Below are 19,744 nucleotides of genomic sequence, written 5' to 3' on the forward strand. Positions count from 1 at the left end.
TGCGCGGCAATTGTGGCAGGTGGCACCGACAACCGGGGATCAGGGCGGAAACCCGGCCGGTCGTGGCGGGGCGGATTCAGACCCTGCGGCTTCGTGTACTGCCCGACGCCCCGCCGAAGAGCCGGGCCAGCGCCCGGAACGGCAGCGTCACGACGGTGGCGATCGCACCACCGATCTGCCGCAACACGTCTGCGATTGCACGGAACACTTGATTCCCCTTTCTGTCCGGCCATGACGGCCGGTTGGGGACCGGGTACCTCGGCGCGGGTCCGCCATGCAGCGCGGACCCGATCAAGGGGGCCGTCCGTGCCTGTGCCTCCCGGGAGCTTCAGCCCTTGCCGAGCAGATCCGCCGGGAACGCCCCCGCTGCCACCGCGGCCCGCGCGAACCTCGCACCGAGTTCCGTCAGCCGTGCGACATCCTCCGCGCCGAGATGCTCGTACGGCGCCCGGTCCAGGCGGTCCGTCTCGGACTCGATCTCCTCGCGCAGGGCGACGCCCTCCGGCGTGAGGTCGCCCGAGTCCTCCAGCAGACCTCGCGCGCGCAGTCGGCCGGAGGCCGCGTCCCAGTCCTCCTGGGTCCAGCCACGGCTGGAGAACACCCACTTCGGCGCCATGCCCTTGCCGGTCGCGGTGTGCGTCACCACCGCCTCCAGACCGTCGAGCCCCGCGGACATCAGCACGCCGAGATGCCCGTCACCCCGGTGCTCGCGCAGCAGCGTGGTGGCGTGGAAGTAGGCCAGGTGCGGCTCCTCGGGGACCGGCAGGTCCGCGTGCGCCGAGTACAGCGGGCGTGCACTGCGAGAACAGGCCTCGGTCGCCCGCAGCGCGAGCCGCGAGGCCTCCGCCATCTCCGCGGACGCCACCGCCTCCTCGCCCAGCAGTCGCCGCAGCGCCGCGTCGACCGCACGCGCGCGTGCCGCCAGCACGTCCTCGGGTGAGGCGATCGCCCAGACCGCGGGTACGTGCCTGGCCACCAGCTCGTGCTTGTAGTTGTAGAACGTCGCCGTCACCGCGCCCGCACCGACCGGACCCAGCGCGGCGGCCCGTACCGCGAAGTTGACGGCCCTGGGGTGGGTGATCCCGAGGGCGGCCAGTTCCTTGCCCAGCTCGGGGGCGAAGTAGGACGTCGCGTGCAGGGAGTTGAGCATGTTGTGGCAGCGGCGACCGGCGCGGGGTTCGAGGGCGGCAGTAGTCATGGCCGGAGATTACCAACCGCTTGGTACGTCCTCTGCCCGGGTGCGTGGAGCATGGCAGAAAAGGTGGGGGGCACGTCATTGCGGCCGTTCTCGGGGTGCCGAAGAATCGAGCACATGGCGCAGCGAACCGTTCTCCTCGTCCTGTTCGACGGTGTGCAGAGCCTCGATGTCACCGGCCCGCTGGAGGTCTTCGTGGGGGCCGAGCAGCACACCCCGGGCACGTACCGCATCCGTACGGCCTCGCTGGACGGCGCCCCCGTGCGCACCTCCAGCGGCCTGACCGTCGTACCCGATGAATCGCTCGCGGACAGCGACGAGCTGCACACCCTGCTGGTCCCGGGCGGCCAGGGCACCCGGCGTCCGGACACGCAGCTCACCGATTGGCTGCGCGAGCACGGACCGCGGGTGGAGCGGCTGGTCTCGGTGTGCACCGGCGCGATCCGGCTCGCCCAGGCGGGCCTCCTGGACGGCCGCCGCGCCACCACCCACTGGGCGTACTGCGACAAGCTCGCCCGCGACCACCCGGCCGTCGAGGTCGACCCCGACCCGATCTACGTGCGCGACGGACACGTCTCGACGTCCGCCGGCGTCACCGCGGGCATCGACCTCGCCCTCGCCCTGGTGGAGGAGGACCTCGGCCGGGACGCGGCCCTCGCCATCGCCCGGCACCTGGTCGTCTTCCTCCGGCGGCCGGGGAACCAGGCCCAGTTCAGCGCCCAGCTAGCGGCCCAGACCGCCCGGCGCGAACCCCTGCGCGAGGTCCAGCAGTGGATCAGCGAGCATCCCGGCGAGGACCTGTCGGTGGAGGCGCTGGCCGCCCGCGCCCGCCTCTCGCCCCGCCACTTCGCCCGCGCCTTCCAGACCGAGACCGGCATGACCCCGGGCCGCTACGTCGACCGCGTCCGCCTCGAACACGCCCGCCGGCTCCTGGAGGACACCGCCGACGGCATCGAGGAGATCTCCCGCACCAGCGGCTACGGCACCCCGGAGGCGATGCGCCGCGCCTTCGTCAGGACCCTCGGCGCGGCCCCCTCCGAGTACCGCCGCCGCTTCCATCCGACCTCAACGCACTGAAGGGCCCACCATGCAGTTCGCGATCGTCCTCTACGACCGCTTCACCGCCCTCGACGCCGTCGGGCCGTACGAGACCCTCGGCCGGCTGCCGGACTGCGAGCTCGTCTTCGTCGCCGAGGAGAGGGGCCCCGTCCGCAGCGACAGCGGGAATCTCGCGCTGATCGCCGACAAGACCCTGGCCGAGGTGCCGAACCCCGACGTCGTGGTCGTCCCCGGCGGCCCCGGACAGACCCCGCAGATGGAGAACAAGGCTCTCCTGGACTGGATCCGCGCCGCCGACGCCACCAGCACCTGGACGACGTCCGTGTGCACCGGCTCCCTGCTGCTCGCCGCCGCGGGCCTCCTCGAAGGGCGTCGTGCGACCTCGCACTGGCTGGCCCTCGACGAGCTGCGGAAGTTCGGCGTCGAGCCGACGGGGGAGCGGGTGGTGACCGACGGCAAGTACGTCACGGCGGCCGGCGTCTCCTCCGGCATCGACATGGGGCTCGCCCTGCTCGGCCACCTCGCGGGGGACTTCGTCGCCCAGGCCGTACAGCTGGGGATCGAGTACGACCCGCAGCCGCCCTACGACGCCGGAGCCCCGCACAAGGCGCCCGCGGACGTCGTCGAGATGCTCCGGTCGATGAGCCGGTTCATCCTCGGCCAGGAACCGACCACGTGAACCGCGGCTGACGGCGCTCCAGGAACGCGGCGACCCCCTCTGCGGCGTCGCCGCTGCCGCGCGCCTGCTCGCTCCAGTGCGCGTCCCGGTCCGTGCGCCCGTCGGCGAACTCCTTCGCCGCGGCCTGTGTCAGCTGCGAGCGCGATGCCAGGATCCGGGTGAACTCCGCGACCCGCTTGCCGAGTTCGCCCTCCGGCAGCACCTCGTCCACCAGTCCCGTACGCAGCGCACGCTCCGCGTCGATCAACTCGCCGGAGAACAACAGGTACTTGGTGGTCGCCGGCCCCACCAGCGACACCAACCGCCGGGTGGAGGACGCCGCATACACGATCCCGAGCTTCGCCGGCGTCACCCCGAACAGCGACCCCTCCTCGGCGAACCGCAGATCACAGGCCGCCGCCAGCTGCGAACCGCCCCCCACACAGTGCCCCTGGATCGCCGCCAGCGTCGGCTTAGGGAAGGCGGCCAGCGCCTCCTCGGCGGCCACGGCCAGCCCCTGCGCCTCCTGAGGGGACCCTTGAAGCGTCGAGATGTCGGCGCCCGCGCAGAACGTCCCGCCCTCACCGGTCAGCACCAGCGCCCGTACGGCCGGATCGGCGGCCAGCGTGCCGAGCAGCGGCGGCAGCGCCCGCCACATCGCGGCCGTCATCGCGTTGCGCTTGGCCGGATGGTGGATGACGACGGTGGCGACCGAGTCGGCGACGCTGTGCAGCAGCTGGGGCTCCATGGCCCGGATGCTATCCGCCCGCACCGAACGGCCGATCAAGAAGGGTGCCCGCCAAACCCGTACAACCCGAATAGTTCGCCAAGGCGGCACGAGCGGGACAGGAGCGGTCCCACATCTGACGGTGTCATACGCCAACGATCAGAAACGCTCGATACCTGCTGACTTGTGTTCAGCTCTACGGTCCGGACCTGCGCGTTACCAACACTCGACGTGTGGTGACAATCGAGCGCGAGGGTGGCGACCGGACGATGGAGAACCACGGGCGCGGGTCCGGCCCACGCCCAGCAGGCGGCGCGGACGAGCCCTTCGGTCAGCGGCCGCCGAATCCACTGCCGTACGAGGGCGTCTGGCGGTTCACCGCTCCCGCCGTCGACGCCTCCGTCCCGCAGGCGCGGCACGCCGTACGGGACCTGCTGTACCGCCAGGGTGTGCCGGTTTCGGACGACCTGGTCCAGGGACTGCTGCTGATCGTCTCGGAGCTGGTCACCAACGCCGTGCGGCACGCGGCGCTGCTGTCGCCGATGCTCGCCGTGGAGGTCGCCGTCGGCGCCGAGTGGCTGCGGGTGTCCGTCGAGGACAACCACCCGTACCGCCCGACCGCCCTGGAGGCGGACCACGGCCGGACCGGCGGCCGCGGCCTGCTCCTGGTGCGCGAGGTCACGCGGGAGGCGGGTGGCGTGTGCGACGTCGAGCACACGGCGAGCGGCGGCAAGGTGATCTGGGCCGCCGTCCCGCTCAAACCCGTGCGCGTGCCCTAGTTCCCGTAGCCGTAGTTCCCGTCACCAGTCGGCCGACGGGCCCGTCAGCTCTCTGATCGCGGGGCGGGCCGCGTCGAGCACCGTCATGAACCAGGACGAGAAGGGGTCCTTCGCGTGGCGCTCCGCCAGCTCCGCGGAGGTCACGAAGGCGGTCGCGCCGACCTCCTCCGGGTCCGGCCGCAGCGGGGACTGCACCATGCCGACGAAGAGGTGGTTGTACTCCTGCTCCACCAGGCCCGAGTCCGGGTCCGGATGGTTGTAGCGGACCGTGCCCGCCTCCGCGAGCAGCGACGGGGAGACACCGAGTTCCTCATGCGTCCGCCGTGCCGCCGCCGCGAAGGGCGCCTCGCCGGGGTAGGGGTGGCCGCAGCAGGTGTTGGACCAGACGCCGGGGGAGTGGTACTTGCCGAGCGCCCGCTGCTGGAGCAGCAGCCGGCCGTGCTCGTCGAAGAGGAACACGGAGAAGGCGCGGTGCAGTTGCCCCGGCGGCTGATGGGCGGCGAGCTTCTCCGCGGTGCCGATCGTCACACCGTTCTCGTCGACCAGTTCCAGCAAAATCGCGTCTGCGGCGCCGTTCGACGGACTGTGCGTCGCGGTCGCAGGTGTGATCGGCATACCCATCCTTCGCATCGGTCTTGCGCCCCAAGTGTGCCGTACGAATCCGGCACTCCCGGCAGTTGATCGTGCCCGGCGCGGCGGGCACGGAACCGTCGGCGGGGGCGCTGTGGGCATGAGGACGCAACCGACCACCGGATCGCTGCATTCCGTCCGTACTGGCGTTTTATCGGACCGTACGGTTGTTTCAGTTGTTTCAGTGACAGAGCCGGGCCTCGTGCTCCGCGTGCCCGACCGGCTCCAGCTGGAAGGTGCAGTGTTCCACGTCGAAGTGGTCGCCGAGGCAGCCCTGGAGCTCGTGCAGCATCTTCTCGTGGCCGATCGCGTTCAGGACGTCGGAGCGCACCACCACGTGAGCCGACAACACCGGCATGCCGGACGTGATGGTCCAGGCATGCAGATCGTGGACGTCCTCGACGCCGTCCAGAGCGAGTATGTGGGCCCGCACCTGAGCCATGTCGACGCCCTTGGGGGCCGACTCCAGCAGGACGTCGAGGGTCTCGCGCAGCAGCTTGAAGGTGCGCGGCACGATCATCAGGCCGATGACCAGCGAGGCGATCGGGTCGGCGGCCTGCCAGCCGGTGGCCAGGATCACCGTCGCCGAGATCAGCACCGCCAGCGAGCCGAGCGCGTCCGCGGCCACCTCCAGGAAGGCGCCGCGCACGTTCAGGCTCTCCTTCTGGCCCCGCATCAGCAGCGTCAGCGAGATCATGTTGGCGACCAGGCCGATCGCACCGAACACGATCATCAGGCCGCCCTCGGTGTCCGCGGGCGTGAAGAACCGCTGGATCGCCTCGTACAGGACGTAGCCGCCGACGCCGAGGAGGAGCAGGCAGTTGGCGAGGGCGGCGAGGATCTCCGCGCGGGCGTAGCCGAAGGTGCGCGTCGTGCTCGGCGGGCGGTTCGCGAAGTGGATGGCGAGCAGGGCCATGCCCAGGCCGAGTGCGTCCGTAGCCATGTGCGCCGCGTCCGCGATCAGGGCGAGCGAGTCGGCGGCCACACCGCCGACGATCTCGACCACCATGACGCCGAGCGTGATCGACAGCGCGACGCGCAGTCTTCCGCGATACGCGGCCGCCGCTGTGCCGGTCGTGGGCGCGTGCGAGTGCGCGTGTCCGTGATCGTGCCCAGCCCCCATGAGAAAGCCGCCCTTCTGTGGTCCGTACGACGATCGGAACTTCCGTGCGGGATCACAGTGAACTACGGGCGGGGGGTATCCGGCAACGCGGCACTGAACACCGTTGTCATGTGCCCTGACCTGCGGAAACGATCCGCAGGTCAGGGCCCTGCATGATCAGTTGCTCGACCGGCCGCCGTGGTGCAGCAGCCACCCCTGCCACGCCGACTCGACCATCTCGCGTACCCCGCGCCGAGCTGTCCAGCCCAGTTCCTCGGCGGCCAGTGCGGCCGAGGCGACCGCGCGCGGGACGTCCCCGGGGCGTCGGGCCTCGACGACGGCGGGGCGGCGGTCGCCGGTGACCTCGCCGATGACGGTGATCAGTTCGCGGACGGAGACACCCTCGCCGCGACCGATGTTGACCGTCAGATCGCCGCTCGCGTCCGCCGCGGTGATCCGCCGGGCCGCCGCCAGGTGCGCCTCGGCGAGGTCGGCGACATGGATGTAGTCGCGGATGCAGGTGCCGTCGGGCGTCGGATAGTCGTCGCCGAAGATCCGCGGGGCCTCGTCACGGGTGAGCCGGTCGAAGACCATGGGGACGATGTTGAAGACGCCGGTGTCCGCCAGCTCGGGTGCGGCGGCGCCCGCGACGTTGAAATAGCGCAGGCACACGGTCGCGATGCCGTGCGCCCGGCCCGTGGCCCGCACCAGCCACTCACCGGCGAGCTTGGTCTCGCCGTACGGGTTCACCGGTGCGCACCCGGTGTCCTCCGTGATGAGATCCACATCGGGGTTGCCGTAGACGGCGGCGGACGACGAGAACACGAACCGCTTGATCCCCGCCTCGGCGGCCGCCTCCAGGAGCGTGGCGAGACCGCCCACGTTCTCCCGGTAGTAGCGCGTCGGCTGCGCCACGGACTCACCGACCTGCTTGCGCGCGGCGAGATGCACCACACCCGTCACCGCGTGCTCGGCCAGCACCCGTTTCAGCAGGTCACCGTCGAGCGAAGAGCCCTCGACGAGCGTGACGTCCGACGGGAGCCGCGCGGGAAACCCGGCCGAGAGATCGTCCAGTACGATGACCTGCTCCCCGGCGTCGGTCATGGCCCGCGCCACATGTGCTCCGATGTAGCCGGCTCCGCCTGTGATCAGCCATGTCATGGTCGCCCACCCTATGCCGAGGCACCGGCGCGGCACACAATGTCCTCGATGCCCCGGTCTGCGGGCGCGAGTTTGTGGGCGGGCCCCGAAATCCCTGATGATGATCGCGGCAGAGTTCTGGGCAAACCACGTTGATCGCTTCGCCAAACGGCCGGTGAACGTTGGCTTCCAATCATCCGATAGCCTCTGCCGACACGCCGCCCGGCCGCCACCGCCAACGGGCGCTGCCACCCACGTACATGCCCGGCACGGACATGCCGGCACCCAGGGAGTGAGTTTCGGTTGTCGACCGCCATCCTCACCGGTCAGCCGGTCCCCGGATCGTCGATCGAGGGCGATCTGCGGTCCCTCGGCTACGACGTGCGGGTCGCCGCCGACCTCGCCGACGCCGAGACGCTCCTCGCCCAGGTGCCCGGTGACCAGCGGGTCGCCGTGGTCGACGCCCGCTTCGTCGGCCACCTGCACGCGCTGCGCCTCGGCATGACCGACCCCCGCTTCCCGCTGGCCGCGATCCCGGGTGCCGTGACGGCCCAGCCGGCCGGCCGCCAGGCCCTGACCCGCGCCATGGCCCGCGAGAACTCCGCGGGCGGCGGCACGGTGGATGGGGGTGCCCCCGCGCGAGCGAAGCCGAGCGTGGGGGACGTCGACAGCCTCGCCGACCGCATCGTCACCGCCCTCGACGACGACGGCACCGACGTCCACCACCCCGAGCTCGGCAGCCTGGTCGCCGCCGTCCCGGCCGACCCGCAGGCCCGCAACGAGGCACGGCAGGCCGTCGCCGGCGTCGACGACGAGGCGGTACGTCTGAAGTCGGCCGTGAAGTCCCGCGACGGCTTCTTCACCACCTTCTTCATCAGCCCGTACTCCCGCTACATCGCCCGCTGGTGCGCCCGCCGGGGCCTGACCCCCAACCAGGTCACCACCGCCTCCCTGCTCACCGCGCTCATCGCGGCGGGCTGCGCGGCCACCGGCACCCGCGGCGGCTTCGTCGCGGCCGGCCTCCTGCTGATCTTCTCGTTCGTGCTGGACTGCACCGACGGCCAGCTCGCCCGCTACTCCCTGCAGTACTCCACGCTCGGCGCCTGGCTCGACGCGACCTTCGACCGGGCCAAGGAGTACGCCTACTACGCAGGCCTCGCGCTGGGAGCCGCGCGGGGCGGCGACGACATCTGGGCGCTGGCGCTGGGCGCGATGGTCCTGCAAACCTGTCGGCACGTCGTCGACTTCTCCTTCAACGAGGCCAATCACGACGCCACCGCCAACACCAGCCCCACGGCCGCCCTCTCCGACAAGCTCGACAGCGTCGGCTGGACGGTGTGGGTGCGCCGGATGATCGTGCTGCCGATCGGCGAGCGCTGGGCGATGATCGCGGTGCTGACGGCGGTCACCACTCCGCGGATCACCTTCTACGCGCTGCTCATCGGCTGCGCCTTCGCCGCGACGTACACCACGGCGGGCCGCATGCTGCGCTCGCTGACCCGTAAGGCCCGGCGGACCGACCGGGCCGCGCAGGCGCTGGCCGACCTCGCGGACTCGGGGCCGCTCGCGCAAGGCCTCGCCAAGGCCTTCAAGAACCCCGCGCGACGGCTGCCCCGCTTCGCCGTCCCGGCTGTCGCCCTCCTCGGCGGCGCCGCGGTCGTCGCCGCGGCCGCGCTGACCGACTTCGGCGGACCGTGGCCGATCGTCGCCGCGCTCGTGTACGTCGTGACCGCGGGGCTCGCCGTCGCCCGGCCCCTCAAGGGCGCCCTGGACTGGCTGGTTCCGCCGTTCTTCCGGGCGGCCGAATACGGCACCGTGCTCGCCCTCGCGGTCAAAGCCGGGGTGAACGGAGCCCTTCCTGCGGCTTTCGGCCTGGTGGCGGCTGTCGCCTACCATCACTACGACACGGTGTACCGCATCCGCGGCAACGCCGGGGCGTCCCCGGCCTGGCTGGTGCGCGTCATCGGAGGGCACGAAGGGCGGACGCTGCTCGTCACCGTCCTGGCCGCCGCGCTCACCGCCTCGCAGTTCAAGGTCGCGCTCACGGCCCTGGCCGTGGCCGTGGCTCTGGTGGTGCTCGTCGAGAGCATCCGCTTCTGGGTGTCCTCCGGGGCGCCCGCCGTACACGATGAAGGAGAACCCGCATGATCGGCCTCGTGCTGGCGGCCGGCGCCGGACGGCGTCTGCGCCCCTACACCGACAGCCTTCCCAAGGCTCTGGTGCCGGTGGGGCCCGCGGGCATAGAGGGCGAACCCACGGTTCTCGATCTCACCCTGGGCAACTTCGCCGAGATCGGGCTGACCGAGGTCGCGATCATCGTCGGCTACCGCAAGGAGGCCGTCTACGCGCGCAAGGAAGCCCTTGAGCAGAAGTACGGCCTGAAGCTCACCCTCATCGACAACGACAAGGCCGAGGAGTGGAACAACGCCTACTCCCTGTGGTGCGGCCGTGACGCCCTCAAGGACGGCGTGATCCTCGCCAACGGCGACACCGTGCACCCGGTCTCCGTCGAGAAGACGCTGCTCGCCGCACGCGGCGACGGCAAGAAGATCATCCTCGCCCTGGACACGGTCAAGCACCTGGCCGACGAGGAGATGAAGGTCGTCGTCGACCCCGAGAAGGGCATGACGAAGATCACCAAGCTGATGGACCCCGCCGAGGCCACCGGCGAGTACATCGGCGTCACCCTCATCGAGGGCGACGCCGCCCCCGAGCTGGCCGACGCCCTGAAGACCGTGTGGGAGACCGACCCGCAGCAGTTCTACGAGCATGGCTACCAGGAGCTCGTGAACCGCGGCTTCCGGATCGACGTGGCGCCGATCGGCGACGTCAAGTGGGTGGAGATCGACAATCACGACGATCTCGCCCGCGGACGGGAGATCGCGTGCCAGTACTGACCCGGCTGATTCCCTCGCCGGTCGTCGTGGATATCCGCCCGGGTGCCCTCGACGACCTGGGCGGTGTGCTCGCCGACGAACGCATCTCGCACTCCGGCAAGCTGGCCGTCGCGGTCAGCAACGGTTCCGGCGCCCGGCTCAAGGAGCGGCTCGCTCCCGCGCTGCCCGGCGCCAGCTGGTACGAGGTGGGCGGCGGCACCCTCGACGACGCGGTCCGGCTGGCGAGCGACATAAAGGCCGGCCACTACGACGCGGTCGTCGGGCTCGGCGGCGGCAAGATCATCGACTGCGCCAAGTTCGCCGCGGCGCGCGTGGGCCTGCCCCTGGTCGCCGTACCGACGAACCTCGCGCACGACGGCCTGTGCTCGCCGGTCGCCACCCTCGACAACGACGCGGGCCGCGGCTCCTACGGGGTGCCGAACCCGATCGCGGTCGTCATCGACCTCGACGTCATCCACGAGGCCCCGGCCCGCTTCGTGCGTGCCGGCATCGGCGACGCGATCTCCAACATCTCCGCGATCGCGGACTGGGAGCTCGCCCACCGCGTCAACGGCGAGAAGATCGACGGCCTCGCCGCCGCGATCGCCCGTCAGGCGGGCGAGGCGGTACTCCGGCATCCCGGCGGCATAGGAGACACCGAGTTCCTCCAGGTGCTCGCCGAAGCGCTGGTGCTCAGCGGTATCGCCATGTCGGTGTCGGGCGACTCCCGTCCGTCCTCCGGCGCGTGCCACGAGATCAACCACGCCTTCGACCTGCTGTTCCCCAGACGCGCGGCCGCCCACGGCGAGCAGTGCGGTCTGGGCGCGGCCTTCGCGATGTACCTGCGCGGAGCCCACGAGGAGTCGGCCTACATGGCCGAGGTACTGCGTCGGCACGGGCTCCCGGTGCTGCCGGAGGAGATCGGCTTCACGGACGAGGAGTTCGTCCGCGTCGTCGAGTTCGCCCCGCAGACCCGGCCCGGCCGCTACACGATCCTCGAACACCTCGACCTGACCACCGACCAGATCAAGGACATCTACGCCGACTATGTCAAGGCCATCGGTAGCTGAACTCCGCCCCGTCGTTCACCCCGCGGGGGTGAAGGACAGGCGCAGCGGTGAGCACTGGATGGGACGCCTCTACATGCGCGAGGTGTCCCTGCGGGTCGACCGCTACCTGGTGAACACCAGGGTCACGCCCAACCAGCTCACGTACCTGATGACCGTCTGTGGTGTCCTCGCGGCCCCGGCACTGCTGGTGCCGGGGATCCCGGGGGCGGTGCTCGGCGTGGTCATGGTCCAGCTCTACCTGTTGCTGGACTGCGTCGACGGCGAGATCGCCCGCTGGAGGAAGCAGTACTCGCTCGGCGGGGTCTACATGGACCGCGTCGGCGCCTACCTGACCGACGCGGCGGTACTGGTCGGCTTCGGCCTGCGCGCCGCCGACCTGTGGGGCAGCGGCCGTATCGACTGGCTGTGGGCGTTCCTCGGCACGCTGGCCGCGCTCGGCGCGATCCTGATCAAGGCGGAGACCGACCTCGTCGGTGTCGCCCGGCACCAGAACGGGCTGGCGCCGGTCAAGGAGGCCGCCTCCGAGATGCGCTCCTCCGGCATGGCGCTGGCCCGCAAGGCGGCCGCCGCGCTCAAGTTCCACCGTCTGGTCCTCGGCATCGAGGCGTCCCTGCTGATCCTGGTCCTGGCGGTCCTCGACCAGGTCCGCGGCGACCTGTTCTTCTCCCGCCTCGGCGTCGCGGTGCTGGCCGGCATCGCGCTGTTGCAGACCCTGCTGCACCTCGTGTCCATCCTCGCCTCGAGCAGGCTGAAGTGAGCGGCATGAAGGTCGGCGCGGTGATCATCACCATGGGCAACCGCCCCGACGAGCTCCGTGCCCTGCTCGACTCGATCGCCAAGCAGGACGGCGACCCGGTCCAGGTCGTCGTGGTCGGCAACGGCTCCCCGGTGCCCGACGTCCCCGAAGGCGTCCGCACGATCGAGCTGCCCGAGAACCTCGGCATCCCCGGCGGCCGCAACGTCGGCATCGAGGCCTTCGGCCCCAGCGGGCGCGATGTCGACGTACTGTTGTTCCTCGACGACGACGGCCTCCTCGCCCACCACGACACCGCCGAACTGTGCCGCCAGGCCTTCGAGGCCGACCCGAAGCTCGGCATCGTCAGCTTCCGCATCGCCGACCCGGACACCGGCGTCACCCAGCGCCGCCACGTCCCCCGGCTGCGTGCCTCCGACCCGCTGCGCTCCTCCCGGGTCACGACCTTCCTCGGCGGCGCCAACGCCGTCCGCACCCAGGTCTTCGCCGAGGTCGGCGGGCTGCCGGACGAGTTCTTCTACGCCCATGAGGAAACCGACCTGGCGTGGCGGGCCCTCGACGCGGGCTGGATGATCGACTACCGGTCCGACATGGTGCTGTACCACCCGACGACCGCGCCCTCCCGGCACGCGGTCTACCACCGCATGGTCGCCCGCAACCGCGTCTGGCTCGCCCGCCGCAACCTCCCCGCCCCCCTCGTCCCGGTCTATCTGGGCGTCTGGATGCTGCTCACCCTCCTGCGCCGTCCTTCCCGGCCTGCCCTCAAGGCATGGTTCGGTGGATTCAGGGAAGGCTGGACCACCCCGTGCGGTCCCCGCAGGCCCATGAAGTGGCGTACGGTGTGGCGGCTGACTCGACTGGGCCGACCTCCCGTCATCTGACAAGCTCGACCCTTAGAGCCACCGGGCCGTATCCGGGCTGTACCCGAGTCCGAGGGTTCATGCCAGGCCCGCACAGGCTGCGCATCTCGAAGACGAAAGTTTCAACTGGTGAGTGAGACAACGCACGACGGCGGTGTCGCGGTGAGCGCGCCTCCGTCGCCCGACGAGGGCCTCACGGCGGCACAGCTCGCCGCCAAGTACGGGCTGTCCGTGAGCGGTGCCCGCCCTTCGCTGTTCGAGTACGTCCGCCAGCTCTGGGACCGGCGGCACTTCATCCTCGCGTTCTCGCGGGCGAAGCTGACCGCCCAGTACAGCCAGGCGAAGCTCGGACAGCTCTGGCAGGTGGCCACGCCCCTGCTGAACGCGGCGGTGTACTTCTTCATCTTCGGCCTCATCCTCAAGGCAGACCGCGGCATGGACCGCGAGGTGTACATCCCGTTCCTCGTCACCGGCGTGTTCGTGTTCACCTTCACCCAGAGCTCGGTGATGGCGGGCGTGCGCGCGATCTCCGGCAACCTCGGCCTGGTCCGCGCACTGCACTTCCCGCGCGCCTCGCTGCCGATCTCCTTCGCGCTCCAGCAGCTCCAGCAGCTGCTGTTCTCGATGATCGTGCTGTTCGTGGTGGCCGTCGGCTTCGGCAGCTACCCGCGCCTGTCCTGGCTGCTGATCGTGCCGGCGCTGGTGCTGCAGTTCCTCTTCAACACCGGCCTTGCGATGATCATGGCCCGTGCGGGCGCCAAGACCCCGGACCTGGCCCAGCTCATGCCGTTCGTGATGCGTACGTGGATGTACGCGTCCGGCGTGATGTTCTCCATCCCGATCATGCTGAAGGACCGGCCGGAGTGGATCGCGACCGTCCTGCAGTGGAACCCGGCCGCGATCTACATGGACCTGATGCGCTTCGCCCTCATCGACGGCTACGGCTCCGAGAACCTCCCCGACCACGTCTGGGCTGCCGCGCTCGGCTGGGCCCTGCTGTTCGCCGTCGGCGGCTTCGTGTACTTCTGGAAGGCGGAGGAGAGGTACGGCCGTGGCTGAGCACAGGACGGATGCCCACATCCCCACCGTCATCGCGGACGAGCTGCACATCGTCTACCGCGTCAATGGCGCCAAGACCGGCAAGGGCAGCGCCACCGCCGCCCTCAGCCGCATCATGAAGCGCGGCGAGGAGCGCGGCGTACGCAAGGTGCACGCCGTCCGCGGCGTCTCCTTCGTCGCCTACCGCGGCGAGGCCATCGGCCTGATCGGCTCCAACGGCTCCGGCAAGTCCACCCTGCTGCGCGCCATCGCCGGCCTGCTCCCGCCCGAGAAGGGCAAGGTCTACACCGACGGCCAGCCCTCGCTGCTGGGCGTGAACGCGGCCCTGATGAACGACCTGACCGGCGAGCGCAACGTCATATTGGGCGGGCTCGCCATGGGCATGACCCGCGAGCAGATCAAGGAGCGCTACCAGGAGATCGTCGACTTCTCCGGCATCAACGAGAAGGGCGACTTCATCACCCTGCCGATGCGCACCTACTCCTCCGGCATGGCTGCCCGGCTGCGCTTCTCCATCGCCGCCGCCAAGGACCACGACGTCCTCATGATCGACGAGGCGCTGGCCACCGGCGACCGCAAGTTCCAGAAGCGCTCAGAGGAACGCATCCGCGAGCTGCGCAAGGAAGCCGGCACCGTGTTTCTGGTCAGTCACAACAACAAGTCGATCCGCGACACCTGCAACCGCGTCCTGTGGCTGGAACGCGGCGAGCTGCGGATGGACGGCCCCACGGACGAGGTCCTCAAGGAGTACGAGAAGTTCACGGGCAAGTAGTCCACCCGGACATGGGCCGTACGGCCCAGCACGCTTCCCAGGGCCCCGCCGGAACTGCCCCGGCGGGGCCCCGCTTCTGCAAAGGAAACGTCAACTCCGGCCGACCGTAGGAATCTTGACGACAATCGGTGTGTTGTTGTGATGTGCAGGACACCCGCACGGGTCGCGCCCCGTTGTACAACGTAAGCTGTACCGGTACCGAAACGCGGCAAGTGGGGCGATAAGGCGCGACACCCCTCTCCCTGGGCTGCGGCGCGGACGGCCGGGCGGCGTGTCCGAAATAGTGTGCATTGGGTCTGCGGTGTAGAACGGGAGATGTGACGGCAATGGCTACGGAAACTCCCCAGCTCCACGCAGCATGTGCCGTCCCCGCGCCGGGCAGCCCGCGGTGACGGGACCAAGCGCGCGCACAGGTGATCCGGAGCGCGGCACCCTCGACAAGGCCGCCGCGGAGAACTTCCCCGTGGCGCCGTTCTTCCTGCCCAGAGCCTGGCGCACCGACCTCATGGCCGTCTACGGCTTCGCCCGCCTGGTCGACGACATCGGCGACGGCGATCTCGCTCCGGGCGGCGCCGACGCCCGTCTGCTCGGCGTGTCGTCCGAGGGTGCCGACGACCCTCTCGTCCTCCTCGACGCCTTCGAGGCCGATCTGCGCCGTGTCTTCGACGGCACCCCGCGCCACCCCTTGCTGCGTCGTCTGCAGCCGACCGTCCGCCGCCGCTCGCTGACCCCCGAGCCCTTCCTCGGCCTGATCGCCGCCAACCGCCAGGACCAGCTCGTGAGGCGGTACGAGACCTACGACGATCTTCTTGCCTACTGCGAACTGTCCGCCAACCCGGTCGGCCGTCTCGTCCTCGCCATCACCGGCACCGAGACCCCCGAGCGGATCCGCCGCTCCGACGCGGTGTGCACGGCGCTGCAGATCGTCGAACACCTTCAGGACGTCGCCGAGGATCTCGGTCGTGACCGGATCTATCTGCCGGCGGACGACATGAAGCGTTTTCACGTCGAGGAAACCGATCTCGCGGTAAAAACAGCAGGCGCATCGGTGCGCGCACTGGTTGCATACGAAGCGGAACGTGCCCAGAACCTCCTGAATGAAGGCACCCCCCTGGTGGGTAGCGTCCACGGCAGGCTCAAGCTGCTGCTCGCGGGTTTCGTGGCGGGGGGAAGGGCGGCGATCCGTGCGATCGCCGCCGCCGAATACGACGTACTTCCCGGCCCGCCCAAGGCCAGCAAGCTCCAGCTGCTGCGTGAGGCGGGCGTGACTCTGCGAGGAGAGGGGTGATCCGGACCGTGGAGTCAGAACCACACGCGTCCGCACCGGTACTCGCCGCCTACAGCTACTGCGAGGCCGTCACCGGACAGCAGGCCCGTAACTTCGCCTACGGCATCAGGCTGCTGCCGACGCCCAAGCGCCGCGCGATGTCGGCGCTCTACGCGTTCTCGCGCCGCGTCGACGACATCGGCGACGGTGCGCTGACCACCGAGGTCAAGATCGCCAGGCTCGAGGACACCCGGGAGCTGCTGACCCGGATCCGCGACCGGGCGGTCGACGAGGACGAGGTCGACCCCGTGGCCGTCGCCCTCGCGCACGCCGCCGACACCTTCCCGATCCCGCTCGGCGGCCTGGACGAGCTCATCGACGGCGTCCTGATGGACGTGCGCGGCGAGACCTACGAGACCTGGGACGACCTCAAGGTCTACTGCCGCTGCGTCGCGGGCGCCATCGGTCGCCTCTCGCTCGGTGTGTTCGGCACGGAACCCGGGGCGCGCGGCGCCGAGCGCGCGTCGGAGTACGCCGACACGCTCGGGCTCGCGCTGCAGCTCACCAATATCCTGCGCGACGTCCGCGAGGACGCCGTAGGGGGGCGCACCTATCTGCCCTCCGACGACCTCGCCAAGTTCGGCTGCTCGGTCGGCTTCAGCGGGCCGAACCCGCCGGAGGGCTCCGACTTCGCGGGCCTCGTGCACTTCGAAGTGCGTCGGGCCCGCGCCCTTTTCGCCGAGGGCTACCGGCTGCTCCCCATGCTGGACCGGCGCAGCGGTGCCTGTGTCGCCGCCATGGCCGGCATCTACCGCCGCCTCCTCGACCGCATCGAGCGCGACCCCGAGGCCGTGCTGCGCGGCCGGGTCTCCCTGCCGGGGCGCGAGAAGGCGTACGTCGCCGTGCGTGGCCTGAGCGGTCTGGACGCCCGGCATGTGACCCGTCGTACCGTCAGGAGGCGGGCCTGATGGACATTCCGGTCCAAGGTGATGCCACCGGCGAAAAGCGGCGGGCAACCCTCCGCGCCCGGGTCGCGTCCCTGACTGAGACGACCGGCCGTGCAGCGTTCAAGCACCGGCTCGGCGGTCGCGCACGGGAGGGTGCACGATGACCGACGGCATGGGGTCCGAAGGGTCACTCGCGGACATCCCGGGACGCTCCGGGAGAGACGCCGTCGTGATCGGCGGCGGGCTCGCCGGCATCACCGCCGCGCTCGCTCTCGCCGACGCCGGAGTGCGCGTCACCCTGATCGAGGGCAGGCCGAGACTGGGTGGCCTGGCCTTCTCCTTCCAGCGCGGCGAACTCACCGTCGACAACGGCCAGCACGTCTACCTGCGCTGCTGCACCGCCTACCGCTGGTTCCTCGACCGTATCGAGGGGACGGCGCTGGCGCCGCTGCAGGATCGTCTCGACGTGCCCGTACTCGACATCGCGCGGCCCGAGGGGCGGCGGCTCGGCAGGCTGCGGCGCGACGAACTGCCCGTACCCCTGCACCTGGGCCGGAGTCTGGCGACGTATCCGCATCTGTCGCTCGCCGAGCGGGCCAAGGTCGGCCGGGCCGCGCTCGCGCTCAAGGGGCTCGACCTCGCCGATCCGAGCCTGGACGCCCAGGACTTCGGCAGCTGGCTGGCCGCGCACGGTCAGTCGGCGCGTGCCGTCGAGGCCCTGTGGGACCTGGTCGGGGTCGCCACCCTCAACGCGGTCGCGGGCGACGCCTCGCTGGGGCTCGCCGCGATGGTGTTCAAGACCGGTCTGCTGTCCGACCCGGGCGCGGCCGACATCGGCTGGGCGCACGTCCCGCTGGGCGAACTGCATGACCGGCTGGCCCGCAAGGCGCTCGACTCCGCGGGCGTCCGTACCGAGGTCCGTACACGCGTCACCTCCATCTCCCCTGAAGAGAACGGACGTTGGAGCGTTCAGGTTCCCGGCGAGACGCTTCAGGCGGACACGGTCGTGCTCGCCGTGGCCCAGCGCGAGGCGTACGACCTGCTGCCCGACGGTGCCCTCGACGCCCCCGAACAGCTGCTGGAGATCGGTACCGCGCCGATCCTCAACGTCCATGTGGTGTACGACCGGAAAGTGCTCAGCCGGCCGTTCTTCGCGGCCCTCGGCACGCCCGTGCAGTGGGTGTTCGACCGGACCGACGCGTCCGGGCTGCGGGACGGGCAGTACCTCGCCCTGTCCCAGTCGGCCGCGCAGGACGAGATCGATGAGCCGGTCGCCGCACTGCGCGAGCGGTATCTGCCCGAGCTGGAGCGGCTGTTGCCCAGGGCGCGCGATGCACAGGTGAAGGACTTCTTCGTGACCCGGGAGCGCACCGCGACGTTCGCTCCCACCCCTGGCGTCGGGCGGCTGCGGCCCGGCGCCCGTACCAAAGTCCCCGGCCTCTACCTGGCCGGAGCGTGGACCGCCACAGGGTGGCCCGCGACCATGGAGAGTGCGGTCCGCAGTGGCGTGAGTGCGGCCGGTGCCGCGCTGAGCGCCCTGGGCCGGCCCCGCCCCGGTCACCTCTTCGACGTAGAGGAGGCGGCGTGATGCTGAACCAGCACACGGCGGCAGGCCCCCGCACCCCCGGTACCGCAACAAGAGGAGAGACCGTGCCCACTGTGCCCCCGGCCGAGAAGGCCGCTCGAGAGACCGCGGTGGACGTGACCGCGCTCCTGGAGCGCGGGAGGACCCTGGCCACACCGGTACTGCGGGCGGCGATCGACCGCCTGGCCCCTCCCATGGACACCGTTTCCGCCTACCACTTCGGCTGGATCGACGCCGACGGCAACCCCACGGCCGGCGACGGCGGCAAGGCCGTACGCCCCGCCCTCGCGGTGCTCTCCGCCGAGGTCACCGGCGCCGCGCCCGAGGTCGGCATCCCCGGCGCCGTCGCCGTCGAACTCGTCCACAACTTCTCGCTGCTGCACGACGACCTGATGGACGGCGACGAACAGCGCCGCCACCGCGACACCGTCTGGAAGGTGCACGGCCCCGCCCAGGCCATCCTCGTCGGCGACGCCCTGTTCGCCCTGGCCAACGAGGTCCTGCTGGAACTCGGCACCGTCGAGGCAGGCCGCGCCGCCCGCCGCCTGACCACCGCCACCCGCGCCCTGATCGACGGCCAGGCGCAGGACATCTCCTACGAGCACCGCGACCGCGTCAGTGTCGAGGAGTGCCTGGAGATGGAGGGCAACAAGACCGGCGCCCTGCTCGCCTGCGCCAGCTCCATCGGCGCCGTGCTCGGCGGCGCGGACGACCGTACGGCCGACACCCTGGAGAAGTACGGCTACCACCTGGGCCTCGCCTTCCAGGCCGTCGACGACCTCCTCGGCATCTGGGGCGACCCGGTCTCCACCGGCAAGCAGACCTGGAGCGACCTGCGCCAGCGCAAGAAGTCCCTGCCGGTCGTGGCCGCGCTCGCGGCAGGCGGGTCCGCCTCCGAGCGGCTCGGCGAGATCCTCGCCGCCGACGCCAAGAGCAGCGACTTCGCGAACTTCTCCGAGGAGGAGTTCGCGGCCCGCGCCGCCCTCATCGAGGAGGCGGGCGGCCGCGAGTGGACCGCCGAAGAGGCGCGCCGTCAGCACGCCATCGCCGTCGAGGCCCTCGACGCCGTCGACATGCCCGACCGGGTGCGGGCTCAGTTCACGGCGCTCGCCGACTTCGTCGTCGTACGGAAGAGATGATCACCACCGGGCGAAAAGAGATGATCAGTATCGGTCGAATAGCCCTCGCGTAGTCGCCGGCCGGTGCCGCTGGAAGAAGCGCACCGGCCGACGGCGGACCCACAGCAGACGCACTACTTGGAGCA

Annotated in this window: 21 protein-coding genes; 15 read left to right on the plus strand and 6 right to left on the minus strand. The window is 70.7% G+C overall.

Features of this window, described 5'->3' with window-relative positions; all coding sequences use genetic code 11:
- Positions 1 to 76 precede the first annotated feature (76 nt).
- Positions 77 to 208, minus strand: a complete 132-nt coding sequence (locus ADL12_RS57630; RefSeq protein WP_266450389.1) for an LPFR motif small protein — start codon at positions 206 to 208, stop codon at positions 77 to 79.
- A gap of 120 nt (positions 209 to 328) precedes the next feature.
- Positions 329 to 1,198 (minus strand): SCO6745 family protein, encoded by an 870-nt coding sequence (locus ADL12_RS05555; RefSeq protein WP_062699115.1) that lies wholly within the window; start codon positions 1,196 to 1,198, stop codon positions 329 to 331.
- 114 nt (positions 1,199 to 1,312) lie between these two features.
- Here ADL12_RS05555 and ADL12_RS05560 point away from each other — a divergent pair, with 114 nt between their 5' ends.
- Both ADL12_RS05560 and ADL12_RS05565 read left to right on the plus strand, forming a co-directional pair.
- Positions 1,313 to 2,272, plus strand: a complete 960-nt coding sequence (locus ADL12_RS05560) for a GlxA family transcriptional regulator (protein WP_062699117.1) — start codon at positions 1,313 to 1,315, stop codon at positions 2,270 to 2,272.
- Positions 2,273 to 2,282: 10 nt separating this feature from the next.
- Positions 2,283 to 2,933 carry a DJ-1/PfpI family protein gene (locus ADL12_RS05565; RefSeq protein ID WP_062699119.1) on the plus strand — a complete coding sequence of 217 codons (651 nt, stop codon included), beginning with the start codon at positions 2,283 to 2,285 and terminating at the stop codon, positions 2,931 to 2,933.
- Here ADL12_RS05565 and ADL12_RS05570 read toward each other — a convergent pair.
- On the minus strand, positions 2,905 to 3,660 hold the full coding sequence (locus tag ADL12_RS05570) for an enoyl-CoA hydratase/isomerase family protein (RefSeq protein ID WP_062699121.1): 756 nt from the start codon (positions 3,658 to 3,660) through the stop codon (positions 2,905 to 2,907). The two genes, ADL12_RS05565 and ADL12_RS05570, sit on opposite strands and share 29 nt — an antisense overlap.
- Before the next feature lie 248 nt (positions 3,661 to 3,908).
- Between ADL12_RS05570 and ADL12_RS05575 the strand changes: the two genes are divergently transcribed.
- Positions 3,909 to 4,418 (plus strand): ATP-binding protein, encoded by a 510-nt coding sequence (locus ADL12_RS05575; RefSeq protein WP_062699383.1) that lies wholly within the window; start codon positions 3,909 to 3,911, stop codon positions 4,416 to 4,418.
- A gap of 21 nt (positions 4,419 to 4,439) precedes the next feature.
- On the opposite strand, the gene idi is transcribed toward ADL12_RS05575, so the two are convergent.
- The 3 genes from idi to galE all read right to left on the minus strand — a co-directional run bounded on the left by idi (position 4,440) and on the right by galE (position 7,311).
- Entirely contained in the window at positions 4,440 to 5,033 is a 594-nt protein-coding gene (idi, locus tag ADL12_RS05580) for an isopentenyl-diphosphate Delta-isomerase (RefSeq protein WP_062699123.1), read from the minus strand.
- A 196-nt stretch (positions 5,034 to 5,229) separates the two neighbouring features.
- Positions 5,230 to 6,171 carry a cation diffusion facilitator family transporter gene (locus ADL12_RS05585; RefSeq protein ID WP_062699125.1) on the minus strand — a complete coding sequence of 314 codons (942 nt, stop codon included), beginning with the start codon at positions 6,169 to 6,171 and terminating at the stop codon, positions 5,230 to 5,232.
- Positions 6,172 to 6,327: 156 nt separating this feature from the next.
- Positions 6,328 to 7,311 (minus strand): UDP-glucose 4-epimerase GalE, encoded by a 984-nt coding sequence (gene galE / locus ADL12_RS05590; protein ID WP_062699127.1) that lies wholly within the window; start codon positions 7,309 to 7,311, stop codon positions 6,328 to 6,330.
- A gap of 282 nt (positions 7,312 to 7,593) precedes the next feature.
- Between galE and ADL12_RS05595 the strand changes: the two genes are divergently transcribed.
- From ADL12_RS05595 to ADL12_RS05645, 12 genes are all read left to right on the plus strand, one after another.
- Positions 7,594 to 9,438 carry a DUF5941 domain-containing protein gene (locus ADL12_RS05595; RefSeq protein WP_062699129.1) on the plus strand — a complete coding sequence of 615 codons (1,845 nt, stop codon included), beginning with the start codon at positions 7,594 to 7,596 and terminating at the stop codon, positions 9,436 to 9,438.
- A complete protein-coding gene (locus ADL12_RS05600) occupies positions 9,435 to 10,187 on the plus strand; it encodes a phosphocholine cytidylyltransferase family protein (RefSeq protein ID WP_062699131.1) in 753 nt (250 codons plus the stop codon). Before ADL12_RS05595 ends, ADL12_RS05600 begins: the two co-directional genes overlap by 4 nt.
- Positions 10,175 to 11,236, plus strand: a complete 1,062-nt coding sequence (locus ADL12_RS05605; protein ID WP_062699133.1) for an iron-containing alcohol dehydrogenase family protein — start codon at positions 10,175 to 10,177, stop codon at positions 11,234 to 11,236. The genes ADL12_RS05600 and ADL12_RS05605 overlap by 13 nt, the downstream gene beginning before the upstream one ends.
- A complete protein-coding gene (locus ADL12_RS05610; RefSeq protein ID WP_079051865.1) occupies positions 11,214 to 11,993 on the plus strand; it encodes a CDP-alcohol phosphatidyltransferase family protein in 780 nt (259 codons plus the stop codon). The genes ADL12_RS05605 and ADL12_RS05610 overlap by 23 nt, the downstream gene beginning before the upstream one ends.
- A 5-nt stretch (positions 11,994 to 11,998) precedes the next feature.
- Entirely contained in the window at positions 11,999 to 12,871 is an 873-nt protein-coding gene (locus ADL12_RS05615) for a glycosyltransferase family 2 protein (RefSeq protein WP_062699136.1), read from the plus strand.
- Between the two features lie 108 nt (positions 12,872 to 12,979).
- Complete coding sequence (locus tag ADL12_RS05620) at positions 12,980 to 13,909, plus strand: ABC transporter permease (protein ID WP_062699138.1); 930 nt, start codon at positions 12,980 to 12,982, stop codon at positions 13,907 to 13,909.
- Positions 13,902 to 14,681, plus strand: a complete 780-nt coding sequence (locus ADL12_RS05625; RefSeq protein WP_062699140.1) for an ABC transporter ATP-binding protein — start codon at positions 13,902 to 13,904, stop codon at positions 14,679 to 14,681. The genes ADL12_RS05620 and ADL12_RS05625 overlap by 8 nt, the downstream gene beginning before the upstream one ends.
- A gap of 358 nt (positions 14,682 to 15,039) precedes the next feature.
- Positions 15,040 to 15,969, plus strand: coding sequence for a squalene synthase HpnC (gene hpnC / locus ADL12_RS05630; protein WP_425265066.1), 930 nt, complete (start codon positions 15,040 to 15,042; stop codon positions 15,967 to 15,969).
- Positions 15,966 to 16,916 carry a presqualene diphosphate synthase HpnD gene (gene hpnD, locus ADL12_RS05635; protein WP_062699142.1) on the plus strand — a complete coding sequence of 317 codons (951 nt, stop codon included), beginning with the start codon at positions 15,966 to 15,968 and terminating at the stop codon, positions 16,914 to 16,916. Before hpnC ends, hpnD begins: the two co-directional genes overlap by 4 nt.
- Entirely contained in the window at positions 16,916 to 17,059 is a 144-nt protein-coding gene (locus ADL12_RS56115; protein WP_244187783.1) for a DUF6380 family protein, read from the plus strand. Before hpnD ends, ADL12_RS56115 begins: the two co-directional genes overlap by 1 nt.
- Positions 17,056 to 18,483, plus strand: coding sequence for a hydroxysqualene dehydroxylase HpnE (hpnE, locus tag ADL12_RS05640; RefSeq protein WP_062699144.1), 1,428 nt, complete (start codon positions 17,056 to 17,058; stop codon positions 18,481 to 18,483). The genes ADL12_RS56115 and hpnE overlap by 4 nt, the downstream gene beginning before the upstream one ends.
- Positions 18,483 to 19,619, plus strand: coding sequence for a polyprenyl synthetase family protein (locus ADL12_RS05645; protein WP_079051854.1), 1,137 nt, complete (start codon positions 18,483 to 18,485; stop codon positions 19,617 to 19,619). The genes hpnE and ADL12_RS05645 overlap by 1 nt, the downstream gene beginning before the upstream one ends.
- Positions 19,620 to 19,744 lie beyond the last annotated feature (125 nt).

The organism is Streptomyces regalis (genome assembly GCF_001509475.1).
Classification (GTDB): Bacteria; Actinomycetota; Actinomycetes; order Streptomycetales; family Streptomycetaceae; genus Streptomyces; species Streptomyces regalis.